Origin of the sequence: Natrarchaeobaculum aegyptiacum, from assembly GCF_002156705.1 — an archaeon.
Classification (GTDB): domain Archaea; phylum Halobacteriota; class Halobacteria; order Halobacteriales; family Natrialbaceae; genus Natrarchaeobaculum; species Natrarchaeobaculum aegyptiacum.
Genome location: NZ_CP019893.1, coordinates 3,785,736 through 3,802,968 on the forward strand (window position 1 = coordinate 3,785,736; position 17,233 = coordinate 3,802,968).

Below are 17,233 nucleotides of genomic sequence, written 5' to 3' on the forward strand. Positions count from 1 at the left end.
CAACTCAAACCCACGGATAGCACATGAACGAATCACTGCTTCGCGCCCGCGTTCGCCTCTTCGACCGGCGACAGCTCGTGGTACTGGCAGCCGTCTGTCTGCTTTGCCTCGGGGGATGGCTAACCTACACGGCTTACGGAACGTCCGAGGAGGTGGTCAAACAGCAGACGACCGAGCGACTAACGGTGACGGGAACGCTCTCTCACGGTGCGACCGTCGTCGAACCCACGACAGTCTACGGGAACGACAACGAGACCACGGTGGCCGACGAACCGCTCTACTACCAATCGGTCTCACCGACTACACACGGTGACGTCGCTGTCGACTACGACGCAGAGAGCAGCGAAAACGTCACCGTCACCATCGACCTCGAGGCCGACGTGCGGGCTGTCGACGACGACGACACCGTCTACTGGAACATTTCCGAACCGCTTGCCGACGTCGAACAATCGGACGTCGAACCGGGTGAGACCGTCTCTGCACCGTTCGAGATCAACGTCACCGACCTCGAGGGACGAATCGACGAGATCGAACACGAACTAGATGCCAGTCCGGGAGAGACTCACCCATCACTCGATGTAACCGTCTCTCTGGAGGGGACAGTCGAGGGTGAGCCGGTTTCAGAAACCTGGAACCACCAGATCGACGTCGAGATCGACGAATCGACGTACAGTTTCGACAGTGACGACTCGTTCACCGAGCCGGTAACCGATACCACAACAGTCACCAGTACCGAGTCTCCAGGTCCGATCTACACCGTCGGCGGACCGTTCCTGAGTACACTTGGTGTGGTCGTCGGTGGCGTCGTCCTGTGGATCATTCGCTATCCCCCCTCCAATGCCCACCGTCGATGGATCGACTACCGCGATTCCCGTACCGAGTTCGACGACGTAATCGTGCGAGCGAACTTGCTACCAGTTGGAGACCTCTCGTTCGCCGAAATCATGACACTCGAGGAACTCGCGATCCTCGCAATCGACATCGATTCGGTCGTTCTCGAGGCTCGAGATGGTGACCGGTACGTCGTCTCTGACCGGGACCGGACGTACGTTTACCACCCTCCGCCGGAGCCGTGGAACCAATCCGAACCAGATGCAGTTCCAGCGGACGAACGGTAGCGTCGCCGCTGGCGTCTCCCTGTTCAGGATAACCGTCACATCAGATCGATGTCGGTCGTCTACCTGCTGGCCGATCACTTGACCCTGCTTGCATCCGTTCGAGTACTGTTCCAAACGCCGGCTGCTGCGTGAAATCGAGCGTCCACAACTGATTTCACGCAGCAGTCGACGCTTGGACCGTCACTAGACGTCCCGCTCGATCACGAACTCCGTAAACTCACGGAGCTTGCGGTCGGTCTCGTCGTCGAACTCGAGGCCATCGAGTGCGGCGCGAGCGTCTGCGGCGAGTTCGAGAGCCTGCTCACGGGCGTACTCGATACTGCCTGCCTCCTCGATGATCGAGAGTGCCTCGAGAATCTCGTCGTCGGTGTTTCCGTCGGCAGCAAGGATCTCCGCGAGTCTCGTGGCCTTCTCGGGTGGACTCTCCTCGAGGGCGTGGATGACCAGCAGGGTCTTCTTGCCCTCTCGGATGTCGTTGCCGAAGGACTTGCCGAAGTCGCCGGCCCGTCCGAGCGAGTTTTCGACGTCGAGGATGTCGTCGCCGATCTGGAACGCGATGGCGGTGAGTTCGGCGTACTCGGCGACGGCCGCTTCGACGTTCTCGGGCTGGCCGGTGACGATCGCTGCGAGCCGGGCGACGATCCGGGCGAGACAGCCCGTCTTGCAGGCGCACATCTCGAGGAACTGGTCGGAGGTGACCCGGACGTCGCGTTCGTTGTGCCAGCAGATGTCCATGCCCTGCCCCAGGTGGGTCCGGTTGAGTTCGTGCATGAGCATTTCGTAGGCCGCCAGTCGACGATCGTCCGGCAGGTCAGTCTGTCCGGCCGTCAGCAATTTCAGCGGCAGAAAGTACAGCGCGTTGCCGGCGTTGAGCGCGACGTCCTGGCTGAAGACGTGGTGCAAGGCCGGTCCGCCGCGTCGCATCGAGGCTTCGTCCTCGACGTCGTCGACGATGATCGTCCCGTTGTGGAGGATCTCCGGAATGCAGGCGTAGCGCAGGAACTCTTCTGGATCTTCGCCGAATCCCTCGACGAAGACCAGAAAGAGCACCGCGCGCCAGCGTTTGCCGCCCCGGTCGAGCAACTCCCAGAGCGGATCTGCGAGTGCTCGCTGGATCCCGTCCGGATCGTACTCGTAGGTCGCCTCCCCGTAGAACGTCTCGAGGTAGTCGGCGTCGATCTCCCGAGGAACGAGGTCTGCGATCGCCTCGTCGACTGCCGGCCGCCACTCGGCAAGGGTCTCCCGCATACCCGTCCCGAGACAATACGTCGTGAAAAAGATTCAGTTTGTCGTGCCGGAAACCAGTTGCACCGATTACGTGTCCGGGCTCGAGTGCGATAGCTCCGGAGTACAGTCGTGGCTCACAGGAAGACGGTTCGGAACTCGCCAGACGATACCGTCACGACGTGCCTGCGAGCCAGCGTCAGGATGCACGAACGTGCACATAGAAACCCATTTACAGCCCCACTCCCACCACTAACGTGAATGAGCCTTGCCGATTCGGACCACGAACTCGTCGTCGAGGAACTGGGTCGCGAACCCACCCCTGCCGAGGCGGCGCTGTTCGAGAACCTCTGGAGCGAACACTGTGCCTATCGCTCCTCGAGACCGTTGCTGTCGGCGTTCGAGAGCGAGGGCGAGCAGGTCGTGATCGGGCCGGGTGACGACGCGGCAGTCGTCGCGCTCCCGACCGACGGGGACGACGACGTCTACATCACGATGGGCATCGAGAGCCACAACCATCCCTCCTACGTCGATCCGTTCGACGGCGCCGCGACCGGCGTCGGCGGGATCGTCCGGGACACGCTCTCGATGGGTGCGTACCCGATCGCGCTCGCCGACTCGCTGTACTTCGGCGACTTCGACCGCGAACACTCGAAGTACCTCTTCGAGGGCGTCGTCGAGGGAATCAGCCACTACGGGAACTGTATCGGCGTTCCCACCGTCGCCGGCAGCGTCGACTTCCACGACGACTACGAGGGCAATCCCCTGGTGAACGTCGCCTGCGTCGGCCTCACCGACGACGAGCGACTCGTCACCGCCGAAGCTCAGGAACCCGGCAACAAACTCGTGCTCGTGGGCAACGCGACCGGTCGCGACGGCCTCGGCGGCGCGAGTTTCGCCAGCGAGGATCTCGCAGAAGACGCCGAAACCGAAGACCGCCCCGCGGTCCAGGTCGGCGACCCCTACGCCGAGAAACTCCTCATCGAGGCCAACGAGGTCCTCATCGAGGAGGGACTGATCGAATCCGCCCGCGACCTCGGCGCGGCCGGCCTCGGCGGCGCATCGAGCGAACTCGTCGCCAAGGGCGGCCTCGGCGCACACATCGAACTCGATCGCGTCCACCAGCGCGAACCGAACATGAACGCCCTCGAGATCCTGCTGGCCGAATCTCAGGAGCGGATGTGTTACGAGGTCGCCCCCGAGAACGTCGACCGCGTCGCCGAGATCGCCGAGAAGTACGATCTGGGCTGTTCGGTCATCGGCGAAGTCACCGAGGGGAACTACGTCTGTACGTTCGAGGAGAGCGAGGCGCGAAGCGCCTCGGATGACTCGACCGACGAGCGAAGCGAATCGGGAGAGCGCGAGACGGTCGTCGACGTCGACGCCTACTTCCTCGGCGAGGGCGCGCCGATGAACGACCTGCCCGCCGACGAACCCACCCAGCCCGAGCGAGACCTGCCGGAAATCGACCTCGAGACGGCGTTCGAAGCGGTCCTCTCGAGTCCGAACACGGCCTCCAAGCGGTGGGTCTATCGCCAGTACGATCACGAGGTCGGCGTTCGGACGAGCGTCGGACCGGGTGACGACGCGGCGATCGTCGCCGTCCGGGAAGCGAATCAGGGGCTGGCTATCTCCTCGGGCGCCGCGCCAAACTGGACCGACACCGCGCCCTACGAGGGGGCCCGTGCGATCGCCCTCGAGAACGCGACGAACGTCGCGGCCAAGGGTGCGACCCCGCTTGCGGCCGTCGACTGTCTCAACGGCGGCAACCCCGAGAAACCCGACGTCTACGGCGGCTTCACCGGCATCGTCGATGGCCTCGCCGACATGTGTGCGACCCTCGAGACGCCCGTCGTCGGCGGGAACGTCTCGCTGTACAACGACTCGCCGTCCGGGCCGATTCCGCCGACGCCAACGCTCGCGCTCGTCGGCACCAAAGACGGCTACGAGGCACCGCCACTCGCACTCGAACCGGGGGCAGGTGACCTCCTGCTTGTCGGCGACCGTGGCCTCGAGAGCGGCGACGTCCGTCTCGGCGGTTCGGAGTACCTCGCGCAGTTCGACGGCAGCGACCGGTTCCCCGCGCTCCCCGAGGACCCACAGGCGCTGATCGAGACGGTCGCGGCGGTCGCGAACGACGAGTCCACGCTCGCGACCCACGACGTCAGCCACGGCGGGCTGGCCGTCTCGCTCGCCGAGATGGTCACCGGTGAGGCCGGACTCGAGGTGGACATCCCCGTCCCAGCGGGGACCGAGGCAGGCGTTGCAGGTGCGCTGTTCCACGAACAGCCCGGCCGGGTGCTGATCCAGACGACCGACGCCGACGGCGTCCGAGAGGCCTTCGACGGCGTCGCACCAGTCCACTCGCTGGGAACGCCAGCCGAGGACGGCACGCTCTCGATCACCGTCGGCGACCTGTCGATCGACGCCGACGCAGCGAAGATTCGCGAGTATCGATCGACCATCGCGGCCGAACTCGGGTAGTCACACGCGGCCGCGACTATCGATCGACCACCAGCCGGGAACGTCGTCGATATTTTCATATACGTTGAGTGACTCGAAACGATCGACAGAGGGATCTCAGTCGATGGCCTCAGCCCACGCCCCTGACCGTGACACACCGTCCGTACTCATCGTCGAAGACGAGCCGGACCTCGCAGACCTGTACGCGACCTGGCTCGAGGACGTCTGTTCACCCACGGCGGTGTACGACGGGAGCGAGGCGCTCGAGGCGATCGACGAGAACGTCGACGTCGTCTTGCTCGACCGGCGAATGCCGGGACTGTCCGGCGACACGGTTCTCGAGACGATCCGCGAACGCAATCTGGATTGTCGGGTCGCGATGGTCACCGCGATCGAACCCGACTTCGACATCGTCGGCATGGGGTTCGACGACTACCTCGTCAAACCCGTCTCCGAGTCCGAACTCGTCGAGACGATCGAGGGGTTGCAACTGCGGGCGGCGTACGACGACCAGCTCCAGGAGTTCTTCGCGCTCGCCTCGAAGAAGGTCCTGCTGGACGGCGAGAAGAGCGACGCCGAGCGAAAGTCCAGTCAGGAGTACGCCCGCCTCGAGGACCGACTCGCCGTCTTGCGCGTCAGGATCGACGAGACCGTCGAGGAGATCCTCGAGGGCGACGGCTACCGACAGCTGGTTCGTGACCTCGGCCAGGAGTCGCTGCTCGAGGAGTGATTCCGGTCGCGCCCGAGTCTCCCCCGATCACTCGTCTGCCGGCTCGAGCGTGGTCACCTGACGGATTTCGATCCGGGTGCGCCTGTCGTCGGAGGCGATCGAGAACGACCAGTCGTGAGCCTCGGCGATTGCCCGCACGAGCGCGAGTCCCAGTCCGCTAATTGCACTGTCGGCGTCGGTCGTCGGGTCGAGCAACCGGTCGTGTGGGTCCGCCGGGGGTTCGGCTCCTTCCTCACACAGGTAAAACCCCCGCGAGCCATCGCCGTCGGCCAGTCCCACCACGCCGATGCGGACCGTGACGTCGTCGATCGCCCGCGCGGCGACGTCGTCGAACGCCGAGGCGAGCAGGGTGTCGAACCGATCGTCGTCGGCCCGGAGGGTCGCTGCGCGTTCGACGGTAACGGCGTCAGCGTCGAGTCGCGAGCGCTCGAGCGCGTCGGAAACGGCTTCGGTGAGGCGGATCGGGGTTCGCGTTCTGACGGCCGTCGCGTTCCGGGCGAACTCCCGGACGTCGTCGACCAGTCGTTCGGTTCGATCCAGCGTCGTCTCGACCGACTGTTCGGCGAAGGGAAACTCCCACGCGTCGTCGTCGCTTCCGACCGCGTCGGCGACGTCTTCCAGGTGGGCCTTGAGGTCGTTCGAGAGAACGGTCGCGACGCCCTCGAGACGTTCGGTCTGGCGCTCGAGTTCGGCGGTTCGTTCCCGGAGGACGCGTTCGCGATCGGCACGGTCGAGTGCGGCGCGAGTGTTCTCGACGAGAATCGAGACGAGTTCGACGTCCGTCTCGTCGAACCGGTAGGGCTCCAGCGACCCGGTCATGAGGACGCCGTGAGTCCCGATGGGGGCGATGATCTCCGAGCGGATCGGTGTGTCGTCGTTGTAGAGGCCGTCGACGGTCCGGAGGTCGTCGAAACACTCGACGTCACCGGTCTCGAAGACCTCCCAGACCAGACCTTCACCGGGATGAAACCGTGGGAGACCACCGAACTCGTCGTGTGCGCCTGCCGTCCCGGCCACTGGCTCGAGGTAACCCTTGTCTGACTCGAGCAACCAGACGCCACTCATCGGGAGGTCGAGCAGGTCGCTGCCGGCGTGGACGGCGATCGCACAGATCTCCTCGGGGTCGTCCGACTCGAGCAACCATCGGGTGACCTGGTGCAGCGAGGTGGCGATCCGTTCGTGTTCGTGGCGATCCGTGACGTCGCGAATCACGACCGCGACGGTGGCCGTCTCGTCGGCGATCGGGACGACGCGGAACTCACCCATCCTGTCGACGTCGTCGGCGTCGGTGAACGGAACCTCGAGCGTCCGGGAGTCGGCGGTGCCGATGTCGACGTCGGTGATCGCCCGCCCGAAGTCGACGGCGTCTCCGTCGTCGACCGACGCCAGTTCGGGGACGACCTCGACGTGTTCGCCGACCAGATCTCCGCGGTCTACCCCCAGATACGACTGGAGGGCGTCGTTCACTGCGACGATCTCGCGATTGCGGTCGAGCGTGAAGACGCCGTCGTCGATCGCCTCGATTACCGCTGCGTGCTGGGCGAGGCTGGTCTCCTGGCGTTTGCGCTCGGTGATGTCGCGCATGAACACCGAGAGCCCACCCTCCGAGGGGTACGCCCGGGTCTCGAACCAGGTCTCGAGGTGGGTGTGGTAAATCTCGAAGGAGACGGGCACCTGTTCGTCCATCGCACGGTGGAAGCCGTCGGGGAACTGCGTCTCGACGGTGTGGGGGAACTCGTCCCACATGACCCGGCCGATCAACTCACCGCGCGAGCGCTCGAGTAAGTCCTCGGCCCGGTCGTTCAGGTAGGTAAACCGGAAGTCGGTGTCGAGGGCGAAGAAGGCGTCCGTGACGCGGTCGACGACGGGGACGGATCGGAGGCTCACCGCCCGCTCCCCTCCGTCCGCAGACCTGCACGTTCCGTCGTCGGCAGGGACTGATCACTTAGGCGAACCATCGACTGATAGTAACAGACCGATTCGACAGCGACGTATTTCAGTGTCGCGGCCGAGCGCGACTACTCGGGACCCTCGTGGTCGTCGACGAACGCCTCGATCCGGGCGAGTGCTTCGCGAAGCTCTGACAGGCCGGTCGCGTACGAGATCCGGAGGTGACCTGCTCCGCCCTCACCGAAGACGTCGCCCGGGACGACCGCGACACCCTGTTCGCGCAGGAGTTCCTCGGCGAACTCCTCGGCAGTAAAGCCCTCTGGTACCTCGGGGAAACAGTAGAAGGCACCCCTCGCCTCGAAGACGTCCATCCCGATCTCACGGAATCGGGAGAGCACGAACCGTCGCCTGCGGTCGTACTGGTCGACCATCTCCCGGACGTCGTTTGCACACGAGTCGAGCGCCTCGAGTGCGGCGTACTGGGCGGTCGTCGGCGCAGAGAGCATCGTGTACTGGTGGATCTTGTTCATCGCGCCGATGGCGTCAGCCGGGCCGAGCGCGTAGCCGAGACGGAGGCCGGTCATCGCGTGGGCCTTCGAGAAGCCGTTGAAGACGACGGTGCGCTCGCGCATTCCCGGAAGCGTCGCGATCGAGGTGTGCTCACCGTCGTAGGTCAGTTCGGCGTAGATTTCGTCGGCGAAGACCAGCAGGTCGTGCTCGCGGGCGAACTCGGCGACCGGCTCGAGGTCGGCTCTCGTCATGATCGCGCCCGTCGGGTTGTTCGGGTAACAGAAGACGAGCGCGTCGGCGTCGGCTGCGCCAGCGTCCTCGAGGGCGTCGACGGTGAGCCGGAAGTCGTCTTCTTCGTGGGTCGGCACCGGGAGGGGCTCCCCGCCGGCGAAGACGACGCCGGGTTCGTAGGAGACGTAGGAGGGCTGGGCAATCGCGACCGTGTCGCCAGGATCGACGAACGCTCGAAACGCGAGGTCGACGGCTTCGCTCGCACCGGCAGTGACGATGATCTCTTCGTCGGGATCGTACCCGAGGTCGAACCGGTCTGCGACGTAGTCGGCGATCGACTCCCGGAGGTCCGCGCGCCCGCGATTGGCCGTGTAGGAGGTTTTGCCCTGCTCTAGAGAGGCGATCGCAGCGTCTCGAGCCGCCCACGGCGTCGAGAAATCGGGTTCACCGACGCCGAGTGAGATGACCTCGTCGCGTTCTTCGGCGATCTCGAAGAACCGACGGATTCCCGAGGGCGGCACCGCCTGCACGCGATCTGCGAGTTCGAACGTCATTATCAGGGCGTGTACGAGAGGCGGTCGTCCTCGTCGCCGTCGCCGAGTTCGATCCCACCTTCCTTGTAGGAGGTCATCACGTAGTGGGTGACGGTCTGGGTGATCTCGGGCACCGGCGCGACCTTCTCACTGACGAACATCGACACTTCGCGGATCGAATCGCCCTCGACTTCCATATCGAAGTCGTAGTCGCCGCTGACCAGGCGGAGGGCTTTCACTTGCGGGAAGCGTGCGAGGCGCTCTGCGACGTCACCGTAGTTGGTCTCGCGGTCGAGTTCGACGTTCAACTCGACTTCGGCACGGACTTTCTCGTCCTCGAGTCTGTCCCAGTCGACGACCGCCCGATACCCCCGGACGACCCCGGTGCTCTCGAGTTCCTCGACGACTGCCTCGACCTCGCTCTCCTCGAGGTCGGTCATTCGCGCGATGTCTTCGGTAGAGTATCGCGCGTTCTCACGCAGTAACTCGAGCACCTCGCGTTCGCTCATACCAACGCGAAGCGCGACCGCGAGTAAAAACGTTGTTCTTCCGTCTCGTTCGCCGAGCGATGGGGCGAGCTGGTGCTTGCGGGACCCAGCCGATGGGTGGACCCAACTGGTAAGGAGCGACGGGTATGCGTGTCGGTCGCCGTGTCCATCGTATGGGTGGGAAGACTATCGTCTCCGATCACGACGAGTGGAACGGGAGCACACCGAGTGCGGCGGTGCTGACTGCAGTCGCCGAACTCGAGGGCGACGAGCCGGGTTCTCTCCCGGAGCGGCTGGGATACGCCCTCTACGACTACGTCGATCCCGAAGCACTGGATACGATCCTCGCACACCGCCCGGGAGTCACGGTGACGTTCGCCCTCGAGCAGTACGACGTGGAGGTGTCGAGTACGTGCCTCACGGTGTGTGAACGAGATTCCTGACCGGGCTACCGATAGTTCTTGAACAGGAGCGCGCGGACGTCGTCTTTCGTCTGGACGTCTTCGGTCGAGCCGTCCGGGAGCGTGACCGAGTACCGGTAGTCAGCAGACGACGACTCCTCCCACTTGTCCTCGTGAGTCTCGAGCAGGCTCATCATCTCGTCGAGCATATCGTCGTCGTCGGCTGTGCCGTCCCCGCCTGCATCAGGTTCGTCGGCGTCGTCGGGTTCGTCGGCCGTCTCGACCTGTTCGTTCGCTTCCTCGTCGGCTGACGTTTCGGATTCGGAGTCACCGGCGTCGTCCTCGTCAGTCGCCACCGAGTCCGACTCGTCCTCGAGTGAGCCGTCGGCTTCGTCGTACCTGAGTTCGTTCGGATCCGGCTTCCCGTCGATGGCCGCATCGACGGAGGTCGCGACGTCGTCGGTCGCCGAAAAGTCGACGTCCACGTCGATGTCTACCTCTTCGTCGAGGTTGTCGATCAGGAACTGGACGGCGTCGCGTTCCCGGACGAATCCGTACTTGCCGACGACGTCTGCCGAGATCTCCTCGCGGAGGCGCTGGACGAACTCGTACTGGTCGTCCGTGACCTCGAGTGTGTTCATACACCCCGAATGAGCCGGCAAGTATAAATAGCTGGGTCGTTCGTTCGCCTCCTCGCTTGTCAGACCCGGCTGTCGGGGCCGGAAGGGCTTCTCCGGGAAACTCAACACGGCGGTCCAGACCACAGGATGCTCGACAATCCGCAGGCCGCTCGAGACGGTCGAGAACAGACCGGGGTAGAGGGTGGATTCTTATGCCGATTGGCAGATAACGACCGATCATGGCACCGATGGAATCCGACACAGCACTCGAGGCCGGCGACCGGGCCCCGGAGTTCGAACTCGAGGGGACCGACGGTGAGACGTACGAACTCGCGGACTTCGCCGACTCCGAGGCGTTGCTGGTCGTCTTCACCTGCAACCACTGTCCGTACGCGAAGGCAAAGTTCGACCTGCTGAACGACCTCGCCGCGGAGTACGAGGAGGTCGCCGTCGTCGGGATCAACCCCAACGACGCCGAAGAGTACCCGGAAGACTCACTCGAAAAGATGCGCGAGTACGTCGACGACGGAACGATCCAGTACGACGCCTACCTCCGCGACGAGTCACAGGCGGTCGCCCGTGAGTACGGTGCCGTCTGTACGCCCGATCCGTTCCTGTTTGCACGAGAGGATGAGAGCTTCCGGCTGGTCTACCAGGGACGACTCGACGACGCGCTCAGCCCCGACGAAGACGCCTCTCGATACCACGTCCGGGAGGCGATCGACGCCGTCCTCGAGGGCCAGTCGGTCGACCTCGAGTGGGAGCCCTCGCGAGGCTGTTCGATCAAGTGGCGTGAAGAGTAATGGTGTCGTCCCACGGCGTCGGACTGACGCTCGCCGACGACCCACCGATCGTCGGGATGGTTCACCTGCCGCCACTTCCGGGTGCACCCGGCTTCGATGGCGACCGGGAAGCAATCCGAGAGCGCGCGCTCGAGGATGCGCGCAGACTCGAGGCCGGTGGCGTCGACGCAGTCCTCGTCGAGAACTTCGGAGACGCGCCGTTTTACCCCGAAGACGTCCCGAAGCACACGGTCGCGGAGCTGACCGCCGTCGCGAGCGCCGTCAGCGACGCCGTCGACGTCCCGGTGGGCGTCAACGTCCTCCGGAACGACGTCGCGGCTGCCCTCTCGGTCGCCGCCGCCGTCGATGCCGGGTTCGTCCGGGCGAACGTCCACGTCGGGACCGCCGCGACCGATCAGGGGGTCGTCGACGGACGCGCTCACGAAACGATCCGTCTTCGCGAGCGCCTCGAGGCCGACCTCGCCGTCCTCGCCGACGTCCACGTCAAACACGCCACGCCGGTCGGCGACCAGCCGGTCGAACGCGCCGCCCTCGAGTCGGTCGAGCGGGGACTGTCCGACGGCGTGATCGTCTCCGGAACGGGAACCGGCGAGGCGACCGCGCTCGAGACCGTCGAGCGCGTCTCGGAGGCGTTCGACACGAACGGGATCGACGCACCGGTGTTCGTCGGCAGCGGTGTGACAGCCGAAACCGTCGGCGACGTCTTCGAGGCGGGTGCCGACGGCGTGATCGTCGGCACGGCGCTCAAAGAGGGAGGCGAAACGACGAATCCGGTCTCGATCGAACGGGTCGAGGGAGTCGTCGCCGCTCGAGACCCAGGCGCAGGCGACTACTAACTCTGCATCGGAGAAAAAGCGGACGAACCCGGTCAGCTACTCCCAGTTGTGTAGCGCCTCGCGGAAGACCTCGAGTGCGTCGTCTTTCGCGACCGGACGCGGGTTACACCGGAGGAGTCGTTGCTGGGTCTCGACCGTCTGGGTGGCGAGCCAGTCGATCTCGTCTTCGGAGACACCCGCGAGTTCGGCGAGACCGCTCGGAATCACGTTCAGATCCTGCTGGAGGCGGACGTACTCGCGGCGGGCCTCGTCGGCGGCGTCGCGGGTGCTCATGCCGTCGGTGTCCGCCCCGAGCAACGCGGCGATTTCGGCGAACCGTTCGGGGTCGCTCGCGACGTTGTATCCGAGGGTAGTCGCCGGGGTGAGGACCGCGATCGTCTCGCCGTGGGACGTGTGATACTTGTTTCCGACCGGGTAGGCCATCGCGTGACAGAGGCTGACACCGGCGGTGAGCCCACAGATCGCCCCGAAGAGCGAGGCCTTCAGCATCGCACCCCGGGCCTCGACGTCTTCGCCGTTGTGAACCGCGGTCCGCAGATTGTTCGCGACGAGTTCGATCGCCCGCTGGCCGTACATCTCGGTGACGGCGGTCTGGCCGGCGTAGACCGGTCGCTGTGCCGGGTCCTCCGCCCGGAGGAAGCTGTCGTAGGCGTGGGTGGTGTACCCCTCGAGGGCGTGTGCGAGGGCGTCCATCCCGGTCGAGGCCGTCACCGCCGCCGGCATGGTCGTCGTGAGCGTCGGGTCGAGCACGGCGGCGTCGGCCCGGACGTGATTGCTCGAGATGCCCTCCTTGATGTCTTTCTCCTCGACGGCGTAGATGGCGACCGGCGATATTTCCGAGCCGGTGCCGGCCGTCGTCGGGACGAGGATCAGCGGATCACCCGACTCGGTGAGCGCCTTCCCCCCACCGGTCGGTTCGGCGACGTAGTCGAGCACCTCACCACCGTTGGCCATCACCGCGCGCGTTCCCTTGGCGACGTCGAGCGAACTGCCGCCACCCATCCCGAGGTAGAAGTCGTACCCGTCCTCGCCTTCGTTCTCGCGAACGAACTCGAGACAGCTATCGACGGTTTCGATCGACGGTTCGGGCTCCGCCCCGTCCCAGACGGTAATGTCGTATCCTGCGTCCTCGAGGTGGTCGCTGACCCGGTCGACGTGGCCGACCTGGACCATCGGCTCGTCGGTGACGATCAGACCCGACGCCTCCGCCTCGACGCCGAGTTCGCCGAGCTGGTAGTCCAGTTCCTCGACGGCGTTTCGACCGAACCGGATCGCGGGAAGCTGGATCTCCCAGACCGTCTCCGGACCGAGCCCGTGATCGTCCGCCGAGACTGTGCGGTCGTAACCCCCGGTCATTCGCCCCACCCGTCACGGATGCGCTCGAACTGGTCGGCGTCGTGACCGTAGACGACCTCGGCGTCGTGGCGGCGTTCGATCTCCTTGATGCGCTGGAGGCTCTCGAACCACTCCGTCTTCCCCCAGAGCAGCCCCGCACCGAGTGGCGCTTCGTCTTCGTAGTTCGGCGACTGGTACACCTGATCACCCGTGAACACGACCGACTCCTCCTCGAGGTGGACGACCATTCCCATCAGCCCCGGCGTGTGTCCCGGGAGCCTGACGAACTCGATACCGTCGAAGTGCTGCTCGCGATCCTGATGGACGATCTCCCAGTTGAGATCGTGATCGAAGTCGTCGAGGATGTACGCACCACTTCCCTTGTCCGTCTTCGCGCTGTAGTAGGCGAACTTCACCTCCTTCTCGTGGACGTACACCGGGACGTCGGTTCCATCGAAGAACTCGAGGCCGCCGGCGTGGTCGAGGTGCAGGTGGGTCTGGACGACGGCGTCGATGTCGTCGAGACTGTAGCCCGCGTCCTCGAGGTCGTCGTCGAGGCGGTGCTCGTGGGCGTCGTGAGGGTAAAACGCCTGGGCGAGTTCCTCCGGCCAGTGGCCGTCGAGGGCGTCGTGGTGTGAACCCGTGTCCCAGAGGATCGTCCCCTCGGGATGATCGATCACCAGGTTCCAGACCGGAATTTCGTCGTAGGTGAGGTCCGGATTTGGCTCGTCGTGAGTCCCGAGGGTCTCCCCCTCGATCATGTAGTTCTGGTCGCACTCGAGTCCACCGCGGTAAATGACGTCTATCGTTGCATCGACCATGGGTACCATCCACCACTAGTGAGGGGCCGAATCGAGTAATAGCTACGCCATAGAAACATGTCACTGGTTGGTAATTCATCCAACAATAATCGAGATACCGCCCGCTGAACTGACGATCAGCGGACCGATGAGCACACCCATGAGATGGACCCGTCTGGCGTGCATCCTGACCGGAACCATCCCCACACCTGCGGCGACGACGAAGACGACGATTCCCAGCGGCCCAGTAAAGAGGTACGAGAGCACGAGTAAGAGACCGATGACGATCGCCGAAATCTTCCAGTACGTCACCCGACCGATCACCTCGAGGTAGACGTCGCCGACGACGATCACGAGGACGAACCCGACCGCGCCAGCGAGGAGGACACAGGCGAGCAAGACCGGCAACTCGAGTGGGATGCCAGCGCTCTCGAACGCGACCATCACGCCAGTACGTGGCTGGCCGATCGCGACGAGCGCGAACAGCGCGAAAATCGTATTGGCGGTATCGACGCCACTCGTCGCGACGATGTAGCCCCGGTCACCCGAGCCGCCGGGAACGAACACGAGCACCGCGACGGCCGCGATCGCCGCCGAGATTCCCGGGATGTAGCCGACCACTGCACCAGCGAGCGACCCCGCCAGCGCCGTTCCGACGAGCAGTGGTCGAGAGAGCCGAATGTCGGTCCCCTGCTGGGGCGGAATGCCGCTCCCGAAGACGGCGTCGATCAACACCGGTGCCGCAAAGAGTCCGGCGAACAGCGGCGCGAGCATTCCACCGGCCTCGAGCGGCGCTTCCGGTGACAGGTCGAGCGTGGCAAGTCCAAGGGCCGCGGCGAGACAGAACGAACAGACTGCGCCGATTCGAGACTGGACGGAGCGTTCCGACGCGATCAGCGCGACGACGACCGTCGCGAGGACCAGCCAGAGATGCGCCCGCATCGTCGGATAGGCCGCGAGCACCGCCCACGTTACGGGGGCGGCGAGCGGCACGGCCACGAGGACCGCGAGCACACTTCCAAGTGCCGAGAGCCGGATCGCCTCGTAGCCTCGCCCCTCGAGAACCATCCGGTGGCCCGGCAACGCCGTCACCGCCATCTCGGCGTCGGGAACGCCCAGCGCCATCGCCGGTACCGCGTTCACGAACGTGTGGACGACCCCCGCCGCGAGCATCGCACACCCGACGAACAGGGGCGGGCCGGGGATCGAGACTGCGACACCCGCGAGCAACAGCGCGAAGTTGTTCGCGTGGAGCCCCGGCACGAGGCCACTTACGCTCCCGAGTGCCGCGCCAGCAAGCGTCCACGAGAGCAAAGAGATCGCGAGCCACGGGTCGAGCGATAACTCGAGTGACGGCAAGACCATCGGCCGTCCCTGCCGCCCGATCCAATTTAAACGCGCGGCCACAGGCTGACTCGAGTCTGGACCACTCACTCACCGTGCCGGTACGTTCATCACGTTACGTGACTAGTCACGGCTATGACCAGTTCCGAGCACGGGCAGCCGAACCAGTCGGGAACCGGTGACCAGATTCTCCGGGGAATCCTCGTCGTCGGGATTCTCCTCGTGACTCCGTTAGTCGTCTGGCAATTTCTCGTGCCGATTACCCTCGCCCACCCGCTCGGTATCGTCGTCTCGAGCCTTCTGGTCGCCCTGATCGGTCTCGGTCTGTACACGATCGCAGAAGGCGAACTGCCGTCACTCGTTCGTCCGTAGCGGGGCTTGCGTCCCGTCGATAGTTCTCGAACTCGAGAGCCGTGGTTGCCTCGCGTCAGCCCATCGGGACATAGCAGCCGCTCTTCGATACCGCCCAGAAAAATCGTGGTTGCAAACTCGTCGTCGCCGACTTAGCCGAAGAGCTCGCCGAGGCCCTCGCCACCGGCGTCGTCGTCTTCGTCCTCGTCGTCGTCTTCCTCGTCGTCCGTGGTGTCCGGAACGTCGGACTCGCCTTCGTCGTCGCCAGCCTCAGCAGCGGCAGCACCGCCAGCGGCAGCGCCCGCGGCGGGAACGGCAGCGGCCTCGGAGACGGCCTCGTCGATGTCGACGTCCTCGAGTGCGGCGACGAGCGCCTTCACGCGGGACTCTTCGACGTCGACGCCGGCAGCGTCGAGCACGTCCGTCAGGTTGTCTTCGTTGATCTCTTCGCCCGTTTCGTTCAGGATGAGTGCAGCGTATACGTATTCCATTGTTGTATCCTCCAGTTGTGATTAGCCGAACATCGCACCGAGGCCCTCGCCACCGGCGTCGTCGTCTTCGTCGTCATCGTCGTCGACGTCGGTGTCGGCGTCTGCCTCGGCGTCGTCTTGGTCGTCAGCCGATTCGTCCTCGCCCTCGTCGGCCGCCGCTGGCGCAGCGGGTGCTTCGACGCCCTGCAGTTCCTCGGGCAGGGCCTCCTCGTCGTCGATCTGGGCCGCGAGCGCACGCAGCTGTGCGTCGGCCTTGCTGACGAGGTCGGGCATAAGGTCTTCGTCCTCGATGGCGGCGTGCAGGCCGAGGCTCTTGGCCTCGCCCGTCGCCTTGGCGATGAGCGTTGGTGCCGTCGCCTCGGTCGGGAACACCGCGTTGACCGAGAGGTTCTGTGCGTAGGCGGCAGCCGTCTGCACGTCGCTCTCGTAGGCCTCGACGTCGATGTCGAGATCCTCGGGGCCGAACTCGACGCCGTCGGCGACGACGGCACGCAGGTCGAGCCCGACTTCCTTGGGCTCGATTCCGAGTTCGTTGAGTACGTTCGCCAGGTCCGCAGAGACTTCCTCGCCGGCCGAAAGGACCGTCGAGTCCTCCATGACCTGAATCGAACCGTCTTCGATCCGGGCGTTCGCACCGATGCCCTGAAGTTCGCCGACGAAGGGACCCGGGTCGACACCGGTGTCACCCTCGGGGATGACGATGTCGTTGGGGGCGACTTCGCCCTCGTTGATCGGCGCGGGCGTCTTCGACGCCTCGAGTTCCTTGTACAGCGAGAACGGGTTCTCGTTCGTGCCGATGATGCCGACCTGGCCCTCGATCTCTTCGACGAGGTCGCCGAGGCCGACTTCCTCGAGTGCGCGAACCTGCAGGGTGTTGCGGCTGACGCGCAACTCGGCGGTGCCGTAGAGCTCGCGTCGCATGTCCTGCAGCTGCTTGCTCGGGATGCCGGCGATGCCGACGATGCCGACGCTCTCGTAGCTCTCGATGAGGTCGGCGAGTTCGTCGACTTCCTCTTTCTTCCACTGGGGAAGGTTCTCGGTCTTGCGTTCAGCTTCTGCGCTCAC

At 64.9% G+C, this 17,233-nt stretch carries 17 protein-coding genes; 7 read left to right on the forward strand and 10 right to left on the reverse strand.

All coding sequences use genetic code 11. From position 1 onward, the window contains the following. Positions 1-23: 23 nt before the first annotated feature. Positions 24-1,118: a DUF5305 domain-containing protein gene (locus B1756_RS18210; RefSeq protein ID WP_086889840.1), complete on the forward strand. Its 1,095-nt coding sequence runs from the start codon at positions 24-26 to the stop codon at positions 1,116-1,118. Positions 1,119-1,301: 183 nt separating this feature from the next. On the opposite strand, the gene B1756_RS18215 is transcribed toward B1756_RS18210, so the two are convergent. Next, positions 1,302-2,366, reverse strand: coding sequence for a polyprenyl synthetase family protein (locus B1756_RS18215; RefSeq protein ID WP_086889841.1), 1,065 nt, complete (start codon positions 2,364-2,366; stop codon positions 1,302-1,304). 237 nt (positions 2,367-2,603) lie between these two features. Between B1756_RS18215 and purL the strand changes: the two genes are divergently transcribed. After that, positions 2,604-4,826, forward strand: a complete 2,223-nt coding sequence (gene purL / locus B1756_RS18220; protein WP_086889842.1) for a phosphoribosylformylglycinamidine synthase subunit PurL — start codon at positions 2,604-2,606, stop codon at positions 4,824-4,826. Between the two features lie 103 nt (positions 4,827-4,929). Then, on the forward strand, positions 4,930-5,535 hold the full coding sequence (locus B1756_RS18225) for a response regulator transcription factor (protein WP_086889843.1): 606 nt from the start codon (positions 4,930-4,932) through the stop codon (positions 5,533-5,535). A gap of 27 nt (positions 5,536-5,562) precedes the next feature. Here B1756_RS18225 and B1756_RS18230 read toward each other — a convergent pair whose 3' ends face one another. The 3 genes from B1756_RS18230 to B1756_RS18240 form a co-directional block, all read right to left on the reverse strand. Continuing rightward, complete coding sequence (locus B1756_RS18230; protein WP_086889844.1) at positions 5,563-7,422, reverse strand: PAS domain-containing sensor histidine kinase; 1,860 nt, start codon at positions 7,420-7,422, stop codon at positions 5,563-5,565. 131 nt (positions 7,423-7,553) lie between these two features. Beyond that, positions 7,554-8,720 carry an aminotransferase class I/II-fold pyridoxal phosphate-dependent enzyme gene (locus B1756_RS18235; protein WP_086889845.1) on the reverse strand — a complete coding sequence of 389 codons (1,167 nt, stop codon included), beginning with the start codon at positions 8,718-8,720 and terminating at the stop codon, positions 7,554-7,556. Between the two features lie 2 nt (positions 8,721-8,722). Continuing rightward, positions 8,723-9,208, reverse strand: a complete 486-nt coding sequence (locus B1756_RS18240; protein ID WP_086889846.1) for an Lrp/AsnC family transcriptional regulator — start codon at positions 9,206-9,208, stop codon at positions 8,723-8,725. Between the two features lie 152 nt (positions 9,209-9,360). Between B1756_RS18240 and B1756_RS18245 the strand changes: the two genes are divergently transcribed. Next, complete coding sequence (locus B1756_RS18245) at positions 9,361-9,630, forward strand: HalOD1 output domain-containing protein (protein ID WP_086889847.1); 270 nt, start codon at positions 9,361-9,363, stop codon at positions 9,628-9,630. Between the two features lie 5 nt (positions 9,631-9,635). On the opposite strand, the gene B1756_RS18250 is transcribed toward B1756_RS18245, so the two are convergent. Next, entirely contained in the window at positions 9,636-10,229 is a 594-nt protein-coding gene (locus B1756_RS18250) for a hypothetical protein (protein WP_086889848.1), read from the reverse strand. A 218-nt stretch (positions 10,230-10,447) separates the two neighbouring features. Here B1756_RS18250 and B1756_RS18255 point away from each other — a divergent pair, with 218 nt between their 5' ends. Together B1756_RS18255 and B1756_RS18260 are read left to right on the forward strand one after the other, a co-directional pair. Further along, complete coding sequence (locus B1756_RS18255) at positions 10,448-11,011, forward strand: thioredoxin family protein (protein ID WP_086889849.1); 564 nt, start codon at positions 10,448-10,450, stop codon at positions 11,009-11,011. Continuing rightward, entirely contained in the window at positions 11,011-11,847 is an 837-nt protein-coding gene (locus B1756_RS18260; RefSeq protein WP_086889850.1) for a BtpA/SgcQ family protein, read from the forward strand. Before B1756_RS18255 ends, B1756_RS18260 begins: the two co-directional genes overlap by 1 nt. Positions 11,848-11,883: 36 nt before the next feature. Here the strand turns inward: B1756_RS18260 and B1756_RS18265 are convergent, their stop codons facing one another. The 3 genes from B1756_RS18265 to B1756_RS18275 all read right to left on the reverse strand — a co-directional run bounded on the left by B1756_RS18265 (position 11,884) and on the right by B1756_RS18275 (position 15,347). Then, positions 11,884-13,203 carry a hydroxyacid-oxoacid transhydrogenase gene (locus B1756_RS18265; protein WP_086889851.1) on the reverse strand — a complete coding sequence of 440 codons (1,320 nt, stop codon included), beginning with the start codon at positions 13,201-13,203 and terminating at the stop codon, positions 11,884-11,886. Next, positions 13,200-14,003: an N-acyl homoserine lactonase family protein gene (locus tag B1756_RS18270; protein ID WP_086889852.1), complete on the reverse strand. Its 804-nt coding sequence runs from the start codon at positions 14,001-14,003 to the stop codon at positions 13,200-13,202. The genes B1756_RS18265 and B1756_RS18270 overlap by 4 nt, the downstream gene beginning before the upstream one ends. Positions 14,004-14,078: 75 nt before the next feature. Then, on the reverse strand, positions 14,079-15,347 hold the full coding sequence (locus B1756_RS18275) for a tripartite tricarboxylate transporter permease (protein WP_086889853.1): 1,269 nt from the start codon (positions 15,345-15,347) through the stop codon (positions 14,079-14,081). Positions 15,348-15,461: 114 nt separating this feature from the next. On the opposite strand from B1756_RS18275, the gene B1756_RS18280 reads away from it, so the two are divergent. Continuing rightward, complete coding sequence (locus B1756_RS18280) at positions 15,462-15,698, forward strand: hypothetical protein (protein ID WP_086889854.1); 237 nt, start codon at positions 15,462-15,464, stop codon at positions 15,696-15,698. A gap of 131 nt (positions 15,699-15,829) precedes the next feature. Here B1756_RS18280 and rpl12p read toward each other — a convergent pair whose 3' ends face one another. Then, the gene (gene rpl12p / locus B1756_RS18285; protein WP_086889855.1) at positions 15,830-16,168 is read right to left on the reverse strand and encodes a 50S ribosomal protein P1; all 339 of its coding nucleotides are present in this window, start codon (positions 16,166-16,168) and stop codon (positions 15,830-15,832) included. A 21-nt stretch (positions 16,169-16,189) separates the two neighbouring features. After that, a complete protein-coding gene (locus tag B1756_RS18290; RefSeq protein WP_086889856.1) occupies positions 16,190-17,233 on the reverse strand; it encodes a 50S ribosomal protein L10 in 1,044 nt (347 codons plus the stop codon).